At 73.0% G+C, this 19,946-nt stretch carries 12 protein-coding genes; 11 read left to right on the forward strand and 1 reads right to left on the reverse strand.

Annotated features, from left to right (window positions below):
• Positions 1 to 301: 301 nt before the first annotated feature.
• Entirely contained in the window at positions 302 to 1,636 is a 1,335-nt protein-coding gene (gabT, locus tag AB0G74_RS06880) for a 4-aminobutyrate--2-oxoglutarate transaminase (RefSeq protein ID WP_361141470.1), read from the reverse strand.
• Between the two features lie 428 nt (positions 1,637 to 2,064).
• On the opposite strand from gabT, the gene AB0G74_RS06885 reads away from it, so the two are divergent.
• The 11 genes from AB0G74_RS06885 to AB0G74_RS06935 all read left to right on the forward strand — a co-directional run bounded on the left by AB0G74_RS06885 (position 2,065) and on the right by AB0G74_RS06935 (position 19,673).
• Complete coding sequence (locus AB0G74_RS06885) at positions 2,065 to 4,458, forward strand: ATP/GTP-binding protein (RefSeq protein WP_361141472.1); 2,394 nt, start codon at positions 2,065 to 2,067, stop codon at positions 4,456 to 4,458.
• A 167-nt stretch (positions 4,459 to 4,625) separates the two neighbouring features.
• The gene (locus AB0G74_RS06890) at positions 4,626 to 6,260 is read left to right on the forward strand and encodes a PucR family transcriptional regulator (RefSeq protein WP_361141474.1); all 1,635 of its coding nucleotides are present in this window, start codon (positions 4,626 to 4,628) and stop codon (positions 6,258 to 6,260) included.
• A gap of 570 nt (positions 6,261 to 6,830) precedes the next feature.
• Positions 6,831 to 7,826 (forward strand): EamA family transporter, encoded by a 996-nt coding sequence (locus AB0G74_RS06895; RefSeq protein ID WP_361141475.1) that lies wholly within the window; start codon positions 6,831 to 6,833, stop codon positions 7,824 to 7,826.
• 157 nt (positions 7,827 to 7,983) lie between these two features.
• Positions 7,984 to 9,429 (forward strand): aldehyde dehydrogenase family protein, encoded by a 1,446-nt coding sequence (locus AB0G74_RS06900; RefSeq protein ID WP_361141477.1) that lies wholly within the window; start codon positions 7,984 to 7,986, stop codon positions 9,427 to 9,429.
• A 513-nt stretch (positions 9,430 to 9,942) separates the two neighbouring features.
• Positions 9,943 to 11,892: an acyl-CoA dehydrogenase family protein gene (locus tag AB0G74_RS06905; RefSeq protein ID WP_361141478.1), complete on the forward strand. Its 1,950-nt coding sequence runs from the start codon at positions 9,943 to 9,945 to the stop codon at positions 11,890 to 11,892.
• A gap of 254 nt (positions 11,893 to 12,146) precedes the next feature.
• Positions 12,147 to 13,403 (forward strand): 1-deoxy-D-xylulose-5-phosphate reductoisomerase, encoded by a 1,257-nt coding sequence (gene dxr / locus AB0G74_RS06910; protein WP_361141479.1) that lies wholly within the window; start codon positions 12,147 to 12,149, stop codon positions 13,401 to 13,403.
• Positions 13,400 to 14,701 carry a site-2 protease family protein gene (locus tag AB0G74_RS06915; protein ID WP_361141480.1) on the forward strand — a complete coding sequence of 434 codons (1,302 nt, stop codon included), beginning with the start codon at positions 13,400 to 13,402 and terminating at the stop codon, positions 14,699 to 14,701. Before dxr ends, AB0G74_RS06915 begins: the two co-directional genes overlap by 4 nt.
• A gap of 187 nt (positions 14,702 to 14,888) precedes the next feature.
• Positions 14,889 to 16,046: a flavodoxin-dependent (E)-4-hydroxy-3-methylbut-2-enyl-diphosphate synthase gene (gene ispG / locus AB0G74_RS06920; RefSeq protein WP_361141482.1), complete on the forward strand. Its 1,158-nt coding sequence runs from the start codon at positions 14,889 to 14,891 to the stop codon at positions 16,044 to 16,046.
• Positions 16,047 to 16,202: 156 nt separating this feature from the next.
• The gene (locus AB0G74_RS06925) at positions 16,203 to 17,048 is read left to right on the forward strand and encodes a GNAT family N-acetyltransferase (RefSeq protein WP_361141484.1); all 846 of its coding nucleotides are present in this window, start codon (positions 16,203 to 16,205) and stop codon (positions 17,046 to 17,048) included.
• A 273-nt stretch (positions 17,049 to 17,321) separates the two neighbouring features.
• On the forward strand, positions 17,322 to 17,891 hold the full coding sequence (locus AB0G74_RS06930) for a GNAT family N-acetyltransferase (protein WP_358828800.1): 570 nt from the start codon (positions 17,322 to 17,324) through the stop codon (positions 17,889 to 17,891).
• Between the two features lie 78 nt (positions 17,892 to 17,969).
• Positions 17,970 to 19,673 carry a proline--tRNA ligase gene (locus tag AB0G74_RS06935; protein WP_361141486.1) on the forward strand — a complete coding sequence of 568 codons (1,704 nt, stop codon included), beginning with the start codon at positions 17,970 to 17,972 and terminating at the stop codon, positions 19,671 to 19,673.
• Positions 19,674 to 19,946: the final 273 nt, after the last annotated feature.

The raw sequence follows: 19,946 nt of genomic DNA on the forward strand, positions 1-19,946 counted from the left end.
ATCACCCGCGGCGAACCGCGGGCTGGTTGTTTCTCTCATCTGCGGAAACCGTACGGCAGGGGGCCCGGCGGCGGACAGCCGGATCGCCATCCCGCCACAGCTTCTTCACAGGCCCTGTCGGTTGGGTGAAGGCCCCGGCGCCGGTCGTCGGAAAGAGCCGGTACCGGTCGCGGAAAAGCCCCGCCGAGGCGGGCTCGGCAGGGCCTTCGCGCCGGCCTTGGCGCGGGGTTTCCGGGGCGGGCGCGGCGGCCCGGCGGCGATGGGATTCCGGGCCGCCGGTGCCGCCGCGCCCGTCATCCGGTCAGAGCGTGCCGAACGCCTGCTCCAGGATGTCCAGGCCCTCGTTCAGCAGGTCCTCGCCGATCACCAGCGGCGGCAGGAAGCGGAGCACATTGCCGTACGTGCCGCAGGTCAGGACCAGCAGCCCCTCGGCGTGGCACGCCTTGGCCAGCGCACCGGCCGACGCGGCGTCCGGCTCCTTGGTGTCCCGGTCCTTCACCAGCTCGATCGCGATCATGGCGCCACGGCCCCGGATGTCACCGATGACCTCGTACTTGTCGGCCATCGCCGACAGCCGGGCCTTCATGATCTCCTCGATCCGGCGGGCCCGGGCGTTGAGGTCCAGCTCCTTCATCGTCTCGATCGAGCCGAGCGCGCCCGCGCAGGCGACCGGGTTGCCGCCGTAGGTGCCGCCGAGGCCGCCCGAGTGCGCGGCGTCCATGATCTCGGCGCGGCCCGTGACGGCGGCGAGCGGTAGCCCGCCCGCGATGCCCTTGGCGGTGGTGATCAGATCCGGGACGACGCCCTCGTCCTCACAGGCGAACCACTGGCCGGTCCGGCAGAAACCGGACTGGATCTCGTCCGCGACGAAGACGATGCCGTTCTCCCGGGCGAACGCGGCGATCGCCGGGAGGAAGCCCTTCGCGGGCTCGATGAAGCCGCCCTCGCCGAGGACCGGCTCGATGATGATCGCGGCCACGTTCTCGGCCCCGATCTGCTTGCTGATCTGGTCGATGGCCTGCGCCGACGCCTCGGCGCCCGCGTTCTCGGCCCCGGTCGGCCAGCGGTAGCCGTACGCCACCGGCACCCGGTAGACCTCGGGCGCGAACGGGCCGAAGCCCTGCTTGTACGGCATGTTCTTCGACGTCAGCGCCATCGTCAGATTGGTCCGGCCGTGGTAGCCGTGGTCGAAGACCACGACGGCCTGCCGCTTGGTGTAGGCGCGGGCGATCTTCACGGCGTTCTCGACGGCCTCGGCGCCGGAGTTGAAGAGGGCCGACTTCTTGGCGTGGTCACCCGGGGTCAGCTCGGCCAGCGCCTCGGCGACCTCGACGTACCCCTCGTACGGCGTCACCATGAAACAGGTGTGGGTGAAGTCGGCGAGCTGGGCCGACGCCCGGCGGACGACCGCCTCGGCGCTGGCGCCGACGCTGGTGACGGCGATACCGGAGCCGAAGTCGATCAGCCGGTTCCCGTCCACGTCCTCGATGATGCCGCCGCCCGCGCGGGCCGTGAACACCGGCAGCACCGAGCCCACGCCCGCCGCGACGGCGGCGGTCCGGCGGGCCTGGAGCTCGACCGACTTCGGGCCGGGGATGGCGGTGACGATGCGGCGCTCCTGCGGAATCGCGGTCATGAGGGGCTCCTGGGGTGTTCGAGGCTTCGGGGCTTCGGGTGGCTGCTGTGGACTGTGGCGCTTCAGGGAATCCGGTGGCTTCCGGTGCGTCCGGTGTCGCCGGGGCGTTGGGGCGAGCCGTACGGCACCCGGGACGGGCGGCCTGTGCCGTCCTCGGCCGTCCGCCGTACTTCTCCCCTCCTTCGCAGGTTAGGCGTGGTGCAGGGGGGCGGGCATACGCCGTTCGGTAGTAGTGGGCCGGGGGTCCTTGTCCGTGCCGGACATAGGGCGGTCGCGGCGGAGGCGGGGGCGACGGGTCACGGGCGGGCGGGCCCGGGGCAGGCACGGGGCGGGTCCGGGGTGGGGCGTAACGGTGAACTCCCCGCCCCGGGGCACTAGATTGGCCGTGCACAGAGGCGGGCCTGGCTGGTCAGGGGGCAGCGGTTCAGATGGATAGGGATGCTCGGGCGGAGAAGGATTCCGCGGGCCCGTACGACGCGCACGGAGGATACCCGGGGGCCGTACCGGCACCACCGCCGATGCCCGCCCGGCCACCGGGGCGGGGACCGGCCGCCCAGGACCCGGGACGGCCCGCGGTGCCGCGCCCCTCGGGCCCGCCGACCCCGGCCGTGCCCGCCGTACCGGGCCATGCCCCGGTGACCCGCCCGGCGGTCGCCGACTGGCTCCGCACCCCCCGCCCCGCCGCCGAGCCCGGGATCTGGCGCCTGGGCCACGTCCCCCGCCCCGACGAGGAGCCCGACCTGGTCCCGGGCCGCCAGCTCCTCAGCGGGGCACTGATCGCGTTCCTGGTGGGGTGGCTGCTCTGGTCCCTGTTGTGGAACGGATTCCTGGAGGGGTGGTGGATCTTCATCACCGACTGGTGGGAGCTGCCGATGGAGTGGCTCGTGCCGGACGCCTGGACCACCCCGGGCCACGCGCGGTTCGAGCTGTACGTGGGGATCACCTATCTCTACTACGGACTGGTGATCGCCGGGATCGCCGTCGGCATGGGCCGGGTCGGCAACTGGGCGGAGGTCTGGGAGCGGTACGGAGTGCCGCTGTGGCCGCTCTTCTTCGTCGTCCCCGGCGTCTGGCGCGAGATGCCCAGGATCAGCTGGCTCACCTGGGTCTCCACCCTCTACTACATCCTGCTCGTGGTGACATTGGTGGCCGTCGTCGGGAGGATCGGCACCTGGCCCGCCGTCCGGCGCAAGCTGGCGGGCGCCCAGCCGCAGCCGTCGGCCGCCGAACCCCGGCACGACCCCGCCGGCTGGCCCGAGCTGCGGGCCGCCGGGCTCGGGGACGCCGCCGAGAAGCTGACCCTGGCCGTGGAGGGCGGCACCCTCGGGGACGTGGACTACGCCCGGATCCGGCGCGCCTGGCAGGGCGTGAGCGCCCGGCCCGACCGGCTCGCCGCGTTCACCGAGACCGTCCGCGCCCACGGCCCGGCCGCCTGCGCCCACCCCTCCGGAGTCCGCGACCTGCCCGTCCGCAGCGCCCTGCACGATCTGGCCACCGGCCAGGTACGGATCGGCACCGCCGTCGACACGCCCCGCAACCCGTATCCGCGCCGTACCACCGGCGTCGCCCTCGATCCCGGGCTCCTCGGCACGTCTCTGCTCGCCGTCGGCCCGTCCGGCTCGGGCAAGAGCGTCCGGCTGATCCGGCCGGTCGTCGAGTCGCTCTGTCTGCACGCCCTCGCCAACCGGGCGGCCGTCGTCGCCGTGACCGCGTACGGCTCCGGAATCGCCCCCGACGAAGCCTTCGACCTGGTGATCGGCGTCGGGCGGCCCGAGTCGACGCACGACCTCGATCTGTACGGCGGCGCCGACGACCCCGACGAGGCGGCCCGGACCCTCGCCGAAGCCCTCGTCGGCGATCTCGCCGCGACCCTGCCCGGCGGCGACAGCCGACGGGCCGCGACCGCGCTGGCCCAGCTCATCGGCCCGTTCCGGAGCGTCCACGACCGGTTCCCGGCCGTCCCGGAACTCCGTGAGCTGCTGGGCGGCCCCAGCGGCGCCCTGGTGGCGCTGCGGACGGCGCTGGAGGCCCGCGGCGGCCCCGCGGCGGCGGCCCAGCTGCGCGAGCTGGCGGCCCGCGAGCGCCAGTCGGAACGCGCCGACGACATCGGGGTCCTGCTCGCCGAGCGGGTCGCCTTCCTCGACCGGCCCGCCTTCGCCGACTCCTTCAGGACCGACGGCACCGGCCGCCAGTTCTCCCTGCGGGCCGTCGAACACCCCCTGCGGGTCCGGATCGACCTGCCGGAACGCGGCCACGCCGAGGCGTCCCGGATCGTGGCGCGGCTCCTGCTCGCCCAGTTCGCGGAGGCCGCGTCGGCCCGGTCCGACCGGTCGCTGTTCGCCGCGCTCGTCCTCGACGACGCCACGTACACCGTGACCGCCGACTCGGTACGCGCCGTACAGCGGCTGCGCTCCGCCAACGCCGGGGTCGTCCTGGCGCTGCGCACCCTGGAGGACGTCCCCGAGCCGCTGCGCGGGCCGCTGCTCGGCGCGGTGGGGTGCCGGATGGCGTTCTCCGGTCTCGCGCCGTGGGACGGCAACCGGTTCGCCGAGGCGTGGGGCACCGAATGGGTGCAGACCCGGGACGTCACCAACCGCCAGATCATCTCCGACGAGCCGCTGACCAAGGCGCTCCACATGATGCGGCGCCTGGTCACCGGGCGGGCGGCGACCGCCGAGGCGATCACCGTCCGCGAGGTGGAGCGGGCCCGCTGGTCCGCCTCCGACCTGGCCCACAAGGTCCCGGCGGGCCATGCCGTGCTCTCCCTCACGACGGTCGGCGGCGACCACGCGCCGCCGCTGCTGGTGGATCTGCGGACCTGAGCCGGCCCCCTGCGGGGGTGTTCGCGCGGTCACTCGGGGCGCCCGGCCCACCGGGCGCCCCGAGTGCTACGTGATGGCAGAATCGGGGGAGGCCGTTCATACGCGACGGCGCATCGCCGATGGCCGGACGTCCCCACCGGCGCACTCCGTCCGAAGGGCCCGCTCCCATGCCCCCCACACTCGCCGCGCTCGTCCAGCACTCCGCCCTGAAGCTCTCCGTACGGGCGGGGGAGGGGCGGCTCGGGCGGGAAGTGCGCTGGGCGCATGTGAGCGAGCTGGCCGACCCCGTGCCCTATCTGGAGGGCGGCGAGCTGCTGCTCGTCACCGCTATCACCCTCGACGTCCACGACCCGGAGGCGATGCGGCGCTATGTGCGGCGGCTCGCCGACGCCGGGGTGGTCGGACTCGGCTTCGCCGTCGGCGTGCACCACGACGACGTACCCGAAGCGCTCCTGGACGCGGCCAGGGAAGCGGACTTCCCGCTGCTCGCCGTGCCCCGCAGAACCCCCTTCCTCGCCATCAGCAAGGCGGTCTCCGCCGCCATCGCCGCCGATCAGTACCGGGCGGTGACCGCGGGCTTCGCCGCCCAGCGGGAACTCACCCGGGCCGCGCTCGCCGACGGACCCGCCGGGGTCGTCACCCGGCTCGCCGGATACGTCGACGGCTGGGCGGCGCTCTACGACGCCTCCGGCGCGGTCGTCGCCGTCTCCCCGGACTGGGCGGCCCGGCGGGCCGCCCGTTACACCGCCGACGTGGAACGGCTGCGGGAAGGCTCCGCGCCCGCCAGCGCCGTCGTCGCCGACACCGGCGGCGGTGACGACCGGGTCGAACTGCAGTCCCTGGGCGCGGGCCGCCGGGTCCGGGGCACGCTCGCCGTCGGCACCGGCGCCCCCCTCGGAACCGCCGAACGGTACGCCGTCCACTCCGCCGTCGCCCTGCTCACCCTGGCCACCGAACGCTCCCGCTCCCTCCAGGGGGCCGAGCAGCGGATCGGCGCGGCCGTGCTGCGGATGCTGCTGGCGGGCGAGGCCGGACACGCGCGGACCGTCGCGGGCGAGGTCTACGGAGGGCTCCTCGACGCGCCCTTCCGGCTGCTGATCGCGGCACTCGCCGAGCCGGCCGACGGCCCCTCCGCCGCCGTGTCCGGGGAGGATCCGCTGAGGTCGCTGGCGGAGACGCTGGAGACGGCCGCCGCGCGGGCGGCCGAACCCGTACTGGCCGTACCCGACGAGGACGGACGGCTCCTGGTCCTCGCCGCCGACGAAGGGGCGGTACTGGCCGCCTGCCGGGCCGCCGTCGCGGCCGGTCCCGACACCGACCCCGGGCCGCTGCGGATCGGCGTGTCCGCCCCGGGCCCCGCGGCGGCACCCGGCACCGGGCCCGCCGCCGGGGCCGACCCCGAGGGGGCCGCCGCGCCGACCGCGTACCACCAGGCCGAACAGGCGCTGTCCGTCGCCCGCCGCCGGGGCCGGGCACTGGTCGAGTACGGCGACGTCGTCGCCGGATCCGTCCTCCCGCTCCTCGGCGACGAGGCCGTCCGCGCCTTCTCCGACGGGCTGCTGCGCCCGCTCCACGCGCACGACGCGACCGGGCGCGGCGACCTCGTGGCGTCCCTGCGGGCCTGGCTCTCCCGGCACGGCCAGTGGGACGCCGCCGCGGCCGACCTCGGTGTGCACCGCCATACGCTGCGCTACCGGATGCGGCGCGTGGAGGAGATCCTGGGCCGCTCCCTCGACGACCCGGACGTCCGCATGGAGCTGTGGCTCGCCCTCAAAACCACGGAGCAGCCCGCGACCCGCTGAGGGGTCGGCCGCGGCGGCCCCGCAGGTACCGCCCCGACTTCCCGGCCCGCCCCCCGGCGACCTGATGTTGTCGACGGTCCGCACCACCGTCGTGGCCGTCGCGCAGTTCCTCCCCCTATGCCTCCGGCGATGGGGGGACCCCCAACCTATGCCTTCGGCCATGGGGGGACCCCCGGCGCCACCTAATGCTCTCCCCGGCACCGCCCCTGAAAAAGGGGCCCGTCTCTCCATGAGGGCGTTCAGGGAGGGCGACCCAGGCGGCGCTGGGGGTCCCCCCATGCCGGAGGCATAGGGGGCGGAACTGCGAGACAAGCCACAGGCGGGCCGCAGACCGCGAACAACATCAGGTCGCCGGGCGCGGCCCGGGTAGTGGCGCGGTGCCCCGGAGCGCCGGGGCAAGAGCGACGGGGAAGGCGGGTCCGATCGCGGGCAAAGGGGTTGGCAGCAGGCGGCGTCAGTACCTAAAGTCCTCTTCGTTGCTGACGGGCGACCGTGCTCCTCCCGGTCCGCCGTCCCCCCTCCCGCGCCCGGCGTCGACCGGTCGTGGGCCGGTATCCGTGAAGGACCCCGATGACCCGACCCGTCCGCGCCTCGTCGCCGGCCGCCGCGCCCGTCCCGCCGATCCCGCCGGTCCCGCCCGTCACCGGGCTCGAACCGCTCGTGCCCGCCGCGCCCAGGCGCCGGATCAGCGGTGTCGTATGGGGCGCCCTCGCCATCGTGTACGTCGTCTGGGGGTCGACCTATCTCGGGATCGCCGTCACCGTCGAGACGATGCCGCCGTTCCTGTCGGCGGGCGCCCGGTTCGTCGTCGCCGGGCTGCTGCTCGCCGCGATCGTCGCCTGGCGGGGCGGTACGGCCGCGCTCAGGGTCGACCGGGCCCAGCTCGGGTCCGCCGCGCTGATAGGGCTGCTCCTGCTGCTCGGCGGCAACAGTCTCGTCGTACTCGCCGAGACCGCCATCCCGTCCGGCCTGGCCGCCCTGCTGGTCGCGATCGTGCCCGCCTGGGTCGTCGTACTGCGCCGGGGCTTCGGCGAGCGCCCGGGCGGCCGGGCGTACGCCGGGGTGGTCATCGGGCTCGCCGGGCTCGCCGTCCTCACCCTGCCCGGTCTCAGCGGCGACGTCCGGCTCTGGGGTGTCCTGGTGGTGATCGCGGCGACCCTCAGCTGGTCCGTGGGGTCCTTCTTCTCGTCCCGGCTGCCGATGCCCGGGAACCCGTTCGCGGCCAGCGCGTACGAGATGGTCGCGGGCGGTATCGGCTGCGCGCTCGTCGGATTCGGCCGGGGCGAGCACCTCGGCTTCTCCGTGGCCGAGGTCTCCACCCGCTCCTGGGTGGCGCTCGGCTATCTGATCGTCTTCGGCTCCCTGGTCGCCTTCACCGCCTACGCCTGGCTGCTGCACACCGCCCCGCTGTCCCTGGTCGCGACCTATGCCTACGTCAATCCGGTCGTCGCCGTACTGCTCGGCGCGGTGGTCCTGAGCGAGCCCGTGACCTGGCCGATCCTGCTCGGCGGCGGGATCGTGGTGGCCGCGGTCTGTCTGATCGTCAGTACCGAACGGCGCGGCTGACCGGCCGGGCCGGACCACCCGCCACCGGGGACGCTCCAATGCGTAGCGTCCCCGGAGCCGATCACTCCACCCCGGACAAGCGACCCGGCGCGTCCGCGGACCTACCGTGGGGTCACCAACCGCACACCCCCATCTCCTACCTCGGAAGGGCCGGGACATGACCTCCACCCACGCCTTCTGGCTCGCCGGCCGCCAGGCCACCGGTGAGACCTCGTTCGACGTCACCAACTCGTGGGACGGACGGCTCGTCGGCACGGTCTCCGTACCCACCGAGGCACAGGTCGAGGAGGCCGTGGCCGCTGCCCACGCGGTACGGGACGAGTTCGCCGCGACCCCCGCGCACGTCCGGGCCGCCGCCCTCGACCACGTCTCGCGCCGGCTCGCCGAGCGCACCGAGGAGATCGCCCGGCTGATCTCGGCCGAGAACGGCAAGCCGATCAAGTGGGCCCGGGGCGAGGTCGGCCGGGCCGTCTCCGTGTTCCGGTTCGCCGCCGAGGAAGCCCGCCGGTTCAACGGCGGCGAGGCGCAGCGGCTGGACACCGACGCGGGCGGCACCGGACGGCTGGCGCTCACCCGCCGGATCCCCAAGGGCGTCGTGCTGGGGATCGCGCCGTTCAACTTCCCGCTCAACCTCAGCGCCCACAAGGTCGCCCCGGCGATCGCCGTCGGCGCGCCGATCATCCTCAAGCCCGCCCCGGCGACCCCGATCTCGTCGCTGATCCTCGGCGAGCTGCTGGCCGAGACCGACCTCCCGGCCGGTTCCTGGTCGGTGCTGACGGTCCCCAACGACCGGATGCCCGCCCTGGTACGGGACGAGCGGCTGCCGGTGATCTCCTTCACCGGCTCCGGGCCCGTCGGCTACGCGATCATGGACTCGGTGCCCCGTAAGCACACCACCCTCGAACTGGGCGGCAACGGCGCCGCCGTCGTTCTCGCGGACTGGTCCTCCGAGGCCGACCTGGACCGGGCCGCGACCCGGATCGCGACCTTCTCCAACTACCAGGGCGGCCAGTCCTGCATCTCCGTCCAGCGGGTGATCGCCGACGCCGCCGTCTACGAGCGGCTCGTCCCGAAGATCGTCGCGGCGGTCGAGGCCCAGGTCACCGGCGACCCCTCGGACGACGCCACCGACGTCGGCCCGCTGGTGAGCGAGGACGCCGCCCGGCGGGTCGAGAGCTGGGTCGACGAGGCCGTGGCCGCCGGTGCCGCGCTGCTGACCGGCGGCAAGCGCGACGGCGCCACCTACGCGCCGACCGTGCTCGCCGACGTCCCGGCCGGTACCACGATCTCCTGCGAGGAGGTCTTCGGCCCGGTCCTCACCGTCACCCGGGTCGACGGCGAGCAGGCCGCGTTCGACGCCGTCAACGACTCGGTGTACGGGCTCCAGGCGGGTGTCTTCACGCATGACGTGCGGACCGCGTTCCGGGCGCACCGGGCGCTGGAGGTCGGCGGTGTGATCATCGGCGACGTACCGTCCTACCGGGCCGACCAGATGCCGTACGGCGGCGCCAAGCAGTCCGGTGTCGGCCGTGAGGGCGTCGCGTACGCCATGGCCGACTACACCTACGAGCGCGTCCTGGTCCTCACCGGCCTGGCCCTCTGAGACCCGGCCCGCCCGAGCCGACGGCCGGAGCCCGCTGTGCGGGGGCTCCGGCCGTCGTCGTCCCCGGCCCTTGAACGCCCCGGCCCGCGCCCGGCGACCTGACGCCGTCGGCGGCCTGCGGGCCGTCCGTGGTTGTTCGCGCAGTTCCCCGCGCCCCTAAATGCTCTCCCCAGCGCCGCCCCTGAGAAGAAGAGGCCCGTCTCTCGGCGAGGGCGATCAGGAGAGCAACCAGGGGCGCGGGGAACTGCGCGAACAACCACGATGGTGGCGCGGACCGCGAACAACAGTAGGTCGCCGGACGCAACCCGGGCAGTGGCGCGATGTCCGGGAGAGCCAGGGCGCGCCGCTCCCGTACCTCCACCGGATCCGGAGGGATGGTGGACCCGCCGGGCATCGGGTAGTACGAAGGAGTACGAGTCAGTAGCACCGGCCGGTAGGACATGTCGCGCCCGGCTCCGGCGCGGTGCCGCCCCGACCAGACGCCCGCACCCGATTCGCGGCGAGGTGGACCTCATGACCGCACCACTGGAGAAGAACCGGCCCCCCAAGGTCACCGAACGCGAGGCCCGGCGGGTCGCCGAGGCCGCGCGTGAGCAGGACTGGCGCAAGCCGAGTTTCGCCAAGGAGTTGTTCCTCGGCCGGTTCCGGCTCGATCTGATCCATCCGCATCCCCTGCCGTCCGGCGAGGACGCCCGGCGGGGCGAGGAGTTCCTCTCCCGGGTGCGCGCGTTCTGCGAGTCCTCCGTCGACGGCGCCCTGATCGAGCGCGAGGCCAGGATCCCCGACGAGGTGATCGACGGGCTGCGGGAGCTGGGCGCCCTCGGGATGAAGATCGACCGGAAGTACGGTGGTCTCGGCCTCACCCAGGTCTACTACAACAAGGCCCTCGCCCTGATCGGCTCGGCCAGTCCGGCGATCGGCGCGCTGCTCTCGGCCCACCAGTCCATCGGCGTACCGCAGCCGCTGAAGCTGTTCGGCACCCAGGAGCAGAAGGACGCCTTCCTGCCCCGGCTGGCCCGCCACGACATTTCGGCGTTTCTGCTGACCGAGCCCGATGTGGGCTCCGACCCGGCCCGGCTGGCGACCACCGCCGTTCCCGACGGCGACGACTACGTCATCGACGGGGTGAAGCTCTGGACCACCAACGGTGTCGTCGCCGACCTCCTGGTCGTGATGGCCCGGGTACCGGAGTCCGAGGGCCACCCCGGCGGGATCACCGCCTTCGTCGTCGAGGCGGCGAGCGAGGGCATCACCGTCGAGCACCGCAATGCCTTCATGGGGCTGCGCGGTCTGGAGAACGGTGTCACCCGCTTCCATCACGTCCGGGTCCCGGCGGCCAACCGGATCGGACCCGAGGGCGCCGGGTTGAAGATCGCCCTGACCACCCTCAACACCGGTCGTCTGTCGCTGCCCGCGATGTGCGTCGGCGCGGGCAAGTGGTGTCTGAAGATCGCCCGGGAGTGGTCGGCCGTCCGGGAGCAGTGGGGCAGGCCCGTCGCCCGCCACGAGGCCGTCGGCGCCAAGATCTCCTTCATCGCCGCCACCACGTTCGCCCTGGAGGCCGTGGTCGACCTGGCCTCCCAGATGGCCGACGAGGACCGCAACGACATCCGGATCGAAGCCGCCCTGGCCAAGCTCTACGGCTCCGAGATGGCCTGTCTGATGGCCGATGAACTGGTCCAGATCCGCGGCGGCCGGGGCTTCGAGACCGCCGACTCGCTGGCCGCCCGGGGCGAACGTGCCGTCGCCGCCGAGCAGCTGCTGCGCGATCTGCGGATCAACCGGATCTTCGAGGGCTCCACCGAGATCATGCATCTGCTGATCGCCCGGGAGGCCGTCGACGCCCATCTGAAGGTCGCCGGTGATCTGATCGACCCCGACAAGACACTCGGCGACAAGGCGCGCGCCGGGGCGCAGGCCGGGGCCTTCTACGCCCGCTGGCTGCCGAAGCTGGTCGCGGGACCGGGCCGGCTGCCCACCTCGTACCAGGAGTTCCACCCCTCGGGCCACCGTGATCTCGCCACCCATCTGCGGTATGTGGAACGGGCCTCCCGCAGGCTCGCCCGCGCCACCTTCCTCGGGATGGCCCGCTGGCAGGGCCGGATGGAGAGCAAACAGGGCTTCCTCGGCCGGATCGTCGACATCGGCGCCGAACTCTTCGCGATGAGCGCCGCCTGTGTCCGGGCCGAACTGCTCCGGGGCGACGGCGACGGGCACGGCCGGGAGGCGTACCAGCTGGCCGACGCCTTCTGCCGGCAGTCCAGGATCCGGGTGGAGGAGCTGTTCGACCGGCTCTGGACCAATACCGACGACCTCGACCGCAAGGTGGTCGCCCGGGTGCTGTCGGGCGCGTACACCTGGCTGGAGGAGGGCGTGATCGACCCCAGTGGCGACGCCCCCTGGATCGCCGAAGCCGCCCCGGGCCCGTCCCGCCGCGACAACGTCCACCGGCCGATTCCCTGACCGGCAGGCCCGGTCCGGGGCGGCGGCCGGCGGCGCGGGCCGTACGGAATCCCGTACCGGATCCGGGCCCGGAGCCCGTACGGAATCCTGGCCCGGGGCCCGTACGGCGGCAGCTCCCGGAGTCCGTACGGCACCCGCGGCACCCGCTGTCCGGGCCGGTGCGGCGGCCCCGCACCGTACCGGCTGGCGGCCCGCCGCGCCCGGGCGGGACCCGGGCCGCACCGGCACACAGCCGCAGCGGACACAATGGGGGGATGAGCGACAGCCCATCCCCCCTGGCCGACCCCCATACCGTCTTCGCGCCCGACCCGGGTACGGGCCCCAGGGACCTCGTCGTCCTCGGTGCCACGGGGTCCATCGGCACCCAGGCCATCGACCTCGTCCTGCGCAATCCGGACCGGTTCCGCGTCACCGCCCTCTCCGCGGCGGGCGGACGGCCCGGACTCCTCGCCGAGCAGGCCCGGAAGCTCCGGGTGGAGGCCGTCGCGGTCGCCCGGGAGGACGCCGTACCGGCCCTGCGGGAGGCGCTGTCGGCCGAGTACGGCACCGACCGGCTGCCCGAGATCCTCGCCGGGCCCACGGCCGCCGCCCAGCTCGCCGCCTCCGAGTGCCACACCGTGCTCAACGGCATCACGGGCTCCATCGGCCTCGCGCCGACGCTGGCCGCGCTGACCGCGGGCCGTACCCTCGCCCTCGCCAACAAGGAATCCCTGATCGTCGGCGGGCCGCTGGTCAAGGAACTGGCCCGGCCCGGCCAGATCATCCCGGTCGACTCCGAGCACGCCGCCCTCTTCCAGGCGCTGGCCGCCGGAACCCGGGCCGATGTCCGCAAGCTGGTGGTCACCGCCTCCGGCGGGCCCTTCCGCGGCCGGACCCGCGACGAACTGGCGGCCGTCACCCCGGCCGACGCCCTGGCCCACCCCACCTGGGCGATGGGCCCGGTGATCACCGTCAACAGCGCCACCCTGGTCAACAAGGGCCTGGAGGTGATCGAGGCCCATCTGCTCTACGACATCCCCTTCGACCGGATCGAGGTCGTCGTCCACCCCCAGTCGTACGTCCACTCCATGGTCGAGTTCATGGACGGCTCCACCCTCGCCCAGGCCACCCCGCCCGATATGCGCGGCCCGATCGCCATCGGCGTCGGCTGGCCCGAGCGGATCCCGGACGCCGCCCCCGCCTTCGACTGGTCCACCGCCTCCACCTGGGAGTTCTTCCCCCTGGACACCGAGGCGTTCCCCTCCGTCGGGCTGGCCCGGCAGGTCGGCGCCGCGGGCGGCACCGCGCCCGCCGTCTTCAACGCCGCCAACGAGGAGTGCGTCGACGCGTTTCTGGCGGGGCGGCTGCCGTTCAACGGAATCATGGATACGGTCACGGATGTCGTCACCGAGCACGGGACCCCCGCCCGGGGAACCCGGCTCACGGTCGAGGACGTCCTCGAAGCGGAGGACTGGGCCCGCTCCCGGGCCCGGGAACTGGCGGCGAAGGCCATCGCGGAGGCGCGCGCATGACGATGTTGTTGACGGTCCTGGGCATTGTGATGTTCGCCGTCGGCCTGCTGTTCTCCATCGCCTGGCACGAGCTGGGCCATCTCTCGACGGCCAAACTCTTCGGCATCCGGGTGCCCCAGTACATGGTCGGCTTCGGCCCGACCATCTGGTCCCGGCAGAAGGGCGAGACGGAGTACGGCATCAAGGCCATCCCGATGGGCGGCTACATCCGGATGATCGGGATGTTCCCGCCCGGCGCCGACGGCCGGATCGAGGCCCGGTCCACCTCCCCCTGGCGGGGCATGATCGAGGATGCCAGGACCGCCGCCTACGAGGAGCTGCGGCCCGGCGACGAGACCCGGCTGTTCTATACGCGCAAGCCGTGGAAGCGCGTGATCGTGATGTTCGCCGGACCGTTCATGAATCTGGTCCTCGCCGTCGCGATCTTCCTCGGCGTCTCGATGACCTTCGGCTTCGCCACCCAGACCACCCAGGTCGCCGGGGTGCAGAAGTGTGTGATCTCGCAGAGCGCCGACCGCGACACCTGCGCCCCCTCCGACCCCGTCTCGCCCGCCCAGGCCGCCGGGCTGAAGGCCGGGGACACCATCACCGCCTTCAACGGACAGCCGGTGAAGGACTGGGCCACCCTCTCCGACCGGATCCGCGACACCATCGGACCGGCCACCATCACCGTCGACCGCGACGGCCGGGAAGTGGTTCTGAACGCGACCCTGCGCGAGAACATGGTCGCCAAGAAGGACGCCGACGGCGAGGTCGTCCCCGGCGAGTACGTCCCGGCCGGCTATCTCGGCTTCGCCGCCAGTACCGAGATCCTGCCGCTCTCCTTCGTCGACTCCGTCGACCGGATGGGCGGCATGATCGAGAACGGCGTCGAGTCGATCATCGCCCTGCCCTCCAAGGTGCCCGACCTCTGGAACGCCGCTTTCAGTGACGCCGAACGGGCCGAGGACTCCCCGGTCGGAGTGGTCGGCGCGGCCCGGATCAGCGGTGAGGTGATGACCCTCGACGCCCCGGCGCAGAACCTCTTCGCGATGTTCCTGATGCTGCTCGCCGGGTTCAACCTCTCCCTCTTCCTCTTCAATATGCTGCCGCTGCTGCCCCTGGACGGTGGGCATATCGCGGGCGCCCTGTGGGAATCCGTACGCCGCAATATCGCCCGGCTCTTCCGGCGGCCCGACCCCGGACCCTTCGACGTGGCGAAACTGATGCCGGTCGCCTATGTCGTCGCGGGCGTCTTCATCTGCTTCACCCTGCTGGTGCTGGTCGCCGATATCGTCAATCCGGTCAAAATCACCTGATCGGCGGTTGACCGGTTCTTACGAGGTCAACCGGCCACCGGCGACCGGGCGTACAGACGCTCGGTCGCCGTCACCTTCGGGCGGTTCGGGCGCGCGATGTGCTCGGTCCCGCACCCGTGCCGTAACCTCGATGGCCTGAGCCCGCCGTACTACGGGGCCACGTCCACACCATGGGGTTGCACTGCTGATGACCGCGATTTCACTCGGTATGCCTTCTGTTCCCACCAAGCTCTCCGACCGCCGTGTCAGCCGGAAGATCCAGGTCGGATCGGTCGCCGTGGGCGGTGACGCACCCGTGTCGGTCCAGTCCATGACGACCACCAGGACATCCGACATCGGGGCCACCCTGCAGCAGATCGCGGAGCTGACCGCGTCCGGCTGCCAGATCGTCCGGGTCGCCTGTCCCACCCAGGACGACGCCGACGCCCTCGCCGTGATCGCCCGCAAGTCCCAGATCCCGGTGATCGCCGACATCCATTTCCAGCCGAAGTACGTCTTCGCCGCGATCGACGCGGGCTGTGCCGCGGTCCGGGTCAACCCCGGCAACATCAAGCAGTTCGACGACAAGGTCAAGGAGATCGCCCAGGCCGCCGGAGCCGCGGGCACCCCGATCCGGATCGGCGTCAACGCCGGATCCCTGGACCGGCGGCTGCTCCAGAAGTACGGCAAGGCCACCCCCGAGGCGCTGGTCGAGTCCGCCCTCTGGGAGGCGTCGCTCTTCGAGGAACACGGCTTCCGCGACATCAAGATCTCCGTCAAGCACAACGACCCCGTCATCATGGTCAACGCCTACCGGCAGCTGGCCGCCCAGAGCGACTACCCGCTCCACCTCGGCGTCACCGAGGCCGGACCGGCCTTCCAGGGCACCATCAAGTCCGCCGTCGCCTTCGGCGCGCTGCTCAGCGAGGGCATCGGCGACACCATCCGGGTCTCCCTCTCCGCCCCGCCCGCCGAAGAGGTCAAGGTCGGCATCCAGATCCTGGAGGCGCTCAACCTCCGCCAGCGCCGTCTCGAGATCGTCTCCTGCCCGTCCTGCGGCCGGGCCCAGGTCGACGTCTACAAGCTGGCCGACGAGGTCACCGCCGGGCTCGACGGCATGGAGGTCCCGCTCCGGGTCGCCGTCATGGGCTGTGTCGTCAACGGCCCCGGCGAGGCCCGCGAGGCCGACCTCGGCGTCGCCTCCGGCAACGGCAAGGGCCAGATCTTCGTCAAGGGCGAGGTCATCAAGACCGTCCCCGAGTCCAAGATCGTGGAGACCCTGATCGAAGAGGCGATGAAGATCGCCGAGCAGATGGAGAAGGACGGCGTGCCCTCGGGCGAGCCGACGGTGGCCATCGGCGCCTGACGCCGGTTCCGGGCCCCGGCCCGGTCACCACGGGAGCCCCGTACCGACGGGCCCCGCGGGCGCTGCGCGCCCCCGGGGCCCGTTCGTACGCTCGGCACCCGCCCCACCCGGCGGGTACAGTGCGGAGATCAGCAGACCGTACGGTGAGGCCCCTTCGTGTTGACGCAGACCACCACCCGGGTCCTCGAACCCGGTGACCTCGGGGCGGCGCTGGCCGTGCTCGAGAGCGAGCCCGTGGAGAATGCTTTTGTCACGTCCCGGGTCCAGGTCGCCGGGCTCGACCCCTGGCGGCTCGGCGGCGAGATGTGGGGCTGGTACACCGACGGACGGCTCCGCTCCCTCTGCTACTCCGGCGCCAACCTCGTCCCCGTCTGCGCCACCCCCGAGGCCGTCCGCGCCTTCGCCGACCGGGCCCGGCGCACCGGCCGCCGCTGCTCCTCCGTCGTCGGCCCCGCCGGACCCACCGCCCAGCTGTGGCGGCTGCTCGAACCGAGCTGGGGCCCCGCCCGCGACATCCGCCCCCATCAGCCGCTGATGGTGGCCGAGAGCCCGGCCGCCGACATCGAGCCCGATCCGTACGTCCGCCGGGTCCGCAAGGACGAGATGGAGGTGATCATGCCCGCGTGCGTGGCCATGTTCACCGAGGAGGTCGGGATCTCCCCGCTGGCGGGCGACGGAGGGCTCCTCTACCAGGCCCGGGTCGCCGAACTCGTCGGCTCCGGCCGCTCCTTCGCCCGGATCGAGGACGGCCGGGTGGTCTTCAAGGCCGAGATCGGCGCCGCCACCACCCAGGCGTGCCAGATCCAGGGCGTCTGGGTCGACCCCGAGTACCGGGGCCGGGGCCTGTCGGAGTCGGGCATGGCCGCCGTACTGCGGTACGCCCTCGCGGACGTCGCCCCGCTCGTCAGCCTGTACGTCAACGACTACAACACCCCCGCCAGGGCCGCGTACCGCCGGGTCGGCTTCCGCGAGGTGGGCGCTTTCATGAGCGTGCTGTTCTGACGACCGCCGCGGGCTGAGGTCCCCGGCCGTACACGCTCCGTACGGCTCCCCGGGTCGCCCCGTCCGCCCGGTCCGGCCGCGCGACGGCCGCCGCCGATTCCGTACGAGCCGACCGGCGAGGCCCGTCCCGTACGAGCCGGTCGCGGCCGGTCCCGTACGAGCAGGCCGCCGCCGGTCCCGTACGGCCCGGCCGTCCGGGGCCCCGCCGGAGGCGCCGCGCGGTGCCGTGCCCCGCGGCGCGCCCCGTTCCGGGCCGGACAGTAGGGTGCGCGCATGGCATCAGACCTCGGAGGCGTCCCGCACTTCCCCGCCGTCACCGTCGGACCGGCCGACCTCGCCGCCCGCCTCGACGAGGCCCTCATGGTGCAGTCCCTCGCCTTCGGCCTCACCCACGCGGAGATCGAGGTCCGCCGCCCCATCGTCGAGCGGCATCTGCGCCAGCCCGGCGCCCGCGCCCTGGCCGCCCTCACCGACACCGGGCGGCTCGTCGGCTTCGTCTACGGGATGCCCAACGACCGCTCCCACTGGTGGTCCACCGTCGTCGAGCCGTATCTCCGCCGGGACGGCCTGGACGGCTGGCTCGACGACGCGTTCGTCATCACCGAACTCCATGTCCACCCCAGGTTCCAGGGGCGGGGCATCGGCCGGGCCCTGATCACGACCCTCACCGACGGCGCCGCCGAACCCCGCTCCATCCTCTCCGCCGTCGACACCGATTCCCCCGCCCGTGAGCTGTACCGGAGCCTCGGCTACCGGGATCTCGCCCGCCGGGTCGTCTTCCCCAGCGCGCCCAGTCCGTACGCCGTGATGGGCGCCCCGCTGCCGCTGTCGCGCGGCAACTGATTTCCGCCCGCCCCCGCCCCCCGGCTAACCTCCTGCACATCACCTTCTTCACGCAGGTCGTTCACGCAGGAGATTCCCATGGCAGCCCAGGTCCAGCGCATGTCCCGTCTGATGGTCAAGACACTGCGCGACGACCCGGCAGACGCGGAGACCCTGAGCCACAAGCTCCTGGTCCGCGCGGGTTACGTCCGGCGCAACGCGGCCGGGATCTGGTCCTGGCTGCCCCTGGGCAAGGCCGTCCTCGACAACATCACCCGGGTCGTCCGCGAGGAGATGGACGCGATCGGCGCCCAGGAGGTGTCGCTGCCCGCCCTGCTGCCTAAGGAGCCCTACGAGGCCAGTGGCCGCTGGACCGAGTACGGCGCCGAGCTGTTCCGGCTGCACGACCGCAAGGGCGGCGACTATCTGCTCGGCCCCACGCACGAGGAGATCTTCACCCTGCTGGTCAAGGACCAGTGCACGTCCTACAAGGACCTGCCGGTGATCCTCTACCAGGTGCAGACGAAGTATCGCGACGAGGCGCGGCCGCGGTCGGGCATCCTGCGCAGCCGTGAGTTCCTGATGAAGGACTCGTACTCCTTCGACACCACCGACGAGGGCCTGACCGAGGCGTACGCGCTGCACCGCGAGGCGTACATCAAGATCTTCCGGCGGCTCGGGCTCGACCACCGGATCGTCTCCGCGGTCTCCGGCGCGATGGGCGGCTCGGCGTCCGAGGAGTTCCTGGCGCCCGCCGCGGCCGGTGAGGACACCTTCGTCCACTGCACGGCCTGCGAGTACGCCGCCAACACCGAGGCCGTCACCTTCACCGCGCCCGCCGCCGAGCCGGTGGAGCACCCGGCCGCCGCCGAGCTGGACACCCCCGACACCCCGACCATCGAGACCCTCGCGGCCCACCTCGGGGTGCCCGCCTCGGCGACCCTGAAGAACCTGCTGGTCAAGGTGGACGGCGAGATCGTCGCCGTCGGTGTCCCCGGCGACCGCGAGGTCGACCTCGGCAAGCTGACCGAGCACCTGGCCCCGGCCGAGGTCGAACTGGTCACCGCCGAGGACTTCACCGGCCGCCCCGACCTGGTCCGCGGCTATGTCGGCCCGCAGGGGCTCGACAAGGTCCGCTATCTGGCCGACCCCCGGGTCGCCGCCGGGACGGCGTGGATCACCGGCGCCAACAAGGAGGGCTTCCACGTCCGCGATGTGGTCGTGGGCCGTGACTTCGAGGTCGACGAGTACGTCGACGTCGTCGTGGTCGAGGACGGCGACCCCTGCCCCCGCTGCGGTACCGGGCTCAAGCTGGACCGGGCCATCGAGATCGGTCATATCTTCCAGCTCGGCCGGAAGTACGCGGACGCCTTCCAGCTCGACGTCCTCGGCCAGAACGGCAAGCCCCAGCGGGTGACCATGGGCTCGTACGGCATCGGGGTCTCCCGCGCGGTGGCGGCGCTGGCCGAGCAGACCGCCGACGAGCAGGGCCTGTGCTGGCCCGCCGAGATCGCCCCGGCGGACGTCCATGTGGTGGCCGCGGGCAAGGCCGCGCAGACCGAGTTCGCCCTCGCCGCGGCCGAGCAGCTGGCGGCGGCGGGCCTGCGGGTCCTGGTCGACGAGCGCGCCGGGGTCTCCCCGGGCGTCAAGTTCACCGACGCCGAGCTGATCGGCGTGCCGAAGATCCTGGTCGCGGGCCGCCGGGTGGCCGAGGGCGTCGTCGAGCTCAAGGACCGCCGGACGGGTGAGCGCGAGGAGCTTCCGCTCGCCGACGCGATCGCCCGCCTGACCGCCGCGAACTGAGACCGGTACCCCGGGGCGCTTCCACCGCCCCGGGGCCGTACGCGTCCCCCCGGGAAGCGCCCCGAACCATCCGGGTCGCGCTCCGGGACCTGATGCTGTCGGCGGTCCGCGCCCCGGCTGTGGCCGGTCGCGCGGTTCCGCCGCCATGCCTTCGGCATGGGGAACCTCAGCGCCCCTGGTTGCCCTCCTCACCGCCCTCGTGCGGAGGAGGGTTCGCCATATTCAGGGCCGGTGTCGCGGAGAGTTTTCAGGGGCGCTGGGGGTCCCCCCCAT

This window comes from Streptomyces sp. NPDC020875 (assembly GCF_040641415.1).
In the GTDB taxonomy this organism is placed as follows: Bacteria; Actinomycetota; Actinomycetes; order Streptomycetales; family Streptomycetaceae; genus Streptomyces.

Excerpts from the sequence above, each read along its gene's own strand:
- gabT (WP_361141470.1), bottom strand. The coding sequence starts at position 1,636 with ATGACCGCGATTCCGCAGGAGCGCCGCATCGTCACCGCCATCCCCGGC.
- AB0G74_RS06885 (WP_361141472.1), top strand. The coding sequence starts at position 2,065 with ATGGATAGGGATGCTCGGGCGGAGAAGGATTCCGCGGGCCCGTACGAC.
- AB0G74_RS06890 (WP_361141474.1), top strand. The coding sequence starts at position 4,626 with ATGCCCCCCACACTCGCCGCGCTCGTCCAGCACTCCGCCCTGAAGCTC.
- AB0G74_RS06895 (WP_361141475.1), top strand. The coding sequence starts at position 6,831 with ATGACCCGACCCGTCCGCGCCTCGTCGCCGGCCGCCGCGCCCGTCCCG.
- AB0G74_RS06900 (WP_361141477.1), top strand. The coding sequence starts at position 7,984 with ATGACCTCCACCCACGCCTTCTGGCTCGCCGGCCGCCAGGCCACCGGT.
- AB0G74_RS06905 (WP_361141478.1), top strand. The coding sequence starts at position 9,943 with ATGACCGCACCACTGGAGAAGAACCGGCCCCCCAAGGTCACCGAACGC.
- dxr (WP_361141479.1), top strand. The coding sequence starts at position 12,147 with ATGAGCGACAGCCCATCCCCCCTGGCCGACCCCCATACCGTCTTCGCG.
- AB0G74_RS06915 (WP_361141480.1), top strand. The coding sequence starts at position 13,400 with ATGACGATGTTGTTGACGGTCCTGGGCATTGTGATGTTCGCCGTCGGC.
- ispG (WP_361141482.1), top strand. The coding sequence starts at position 14,889 with ATGACCGCGATTTCACTCGGTATGCCTTCTGTTCCCACCAAGCTCTCC.
- AB0G74_RS06930 (WP_358828800.1), top strand. The coding sequence starts at position 17,322 with ATGGCATCAGACCTCGGAGGCGTCCCGCACTTCCCCGCCGTCACCGTC.
- AB0G74_RS06935 (WP_361141486.1), top strand. The coding sequence starts at position 17,970 with ATGGCAGCCCAGGTCCAGCGCATGTCCCGTCTGATGGTCAAGACACTG.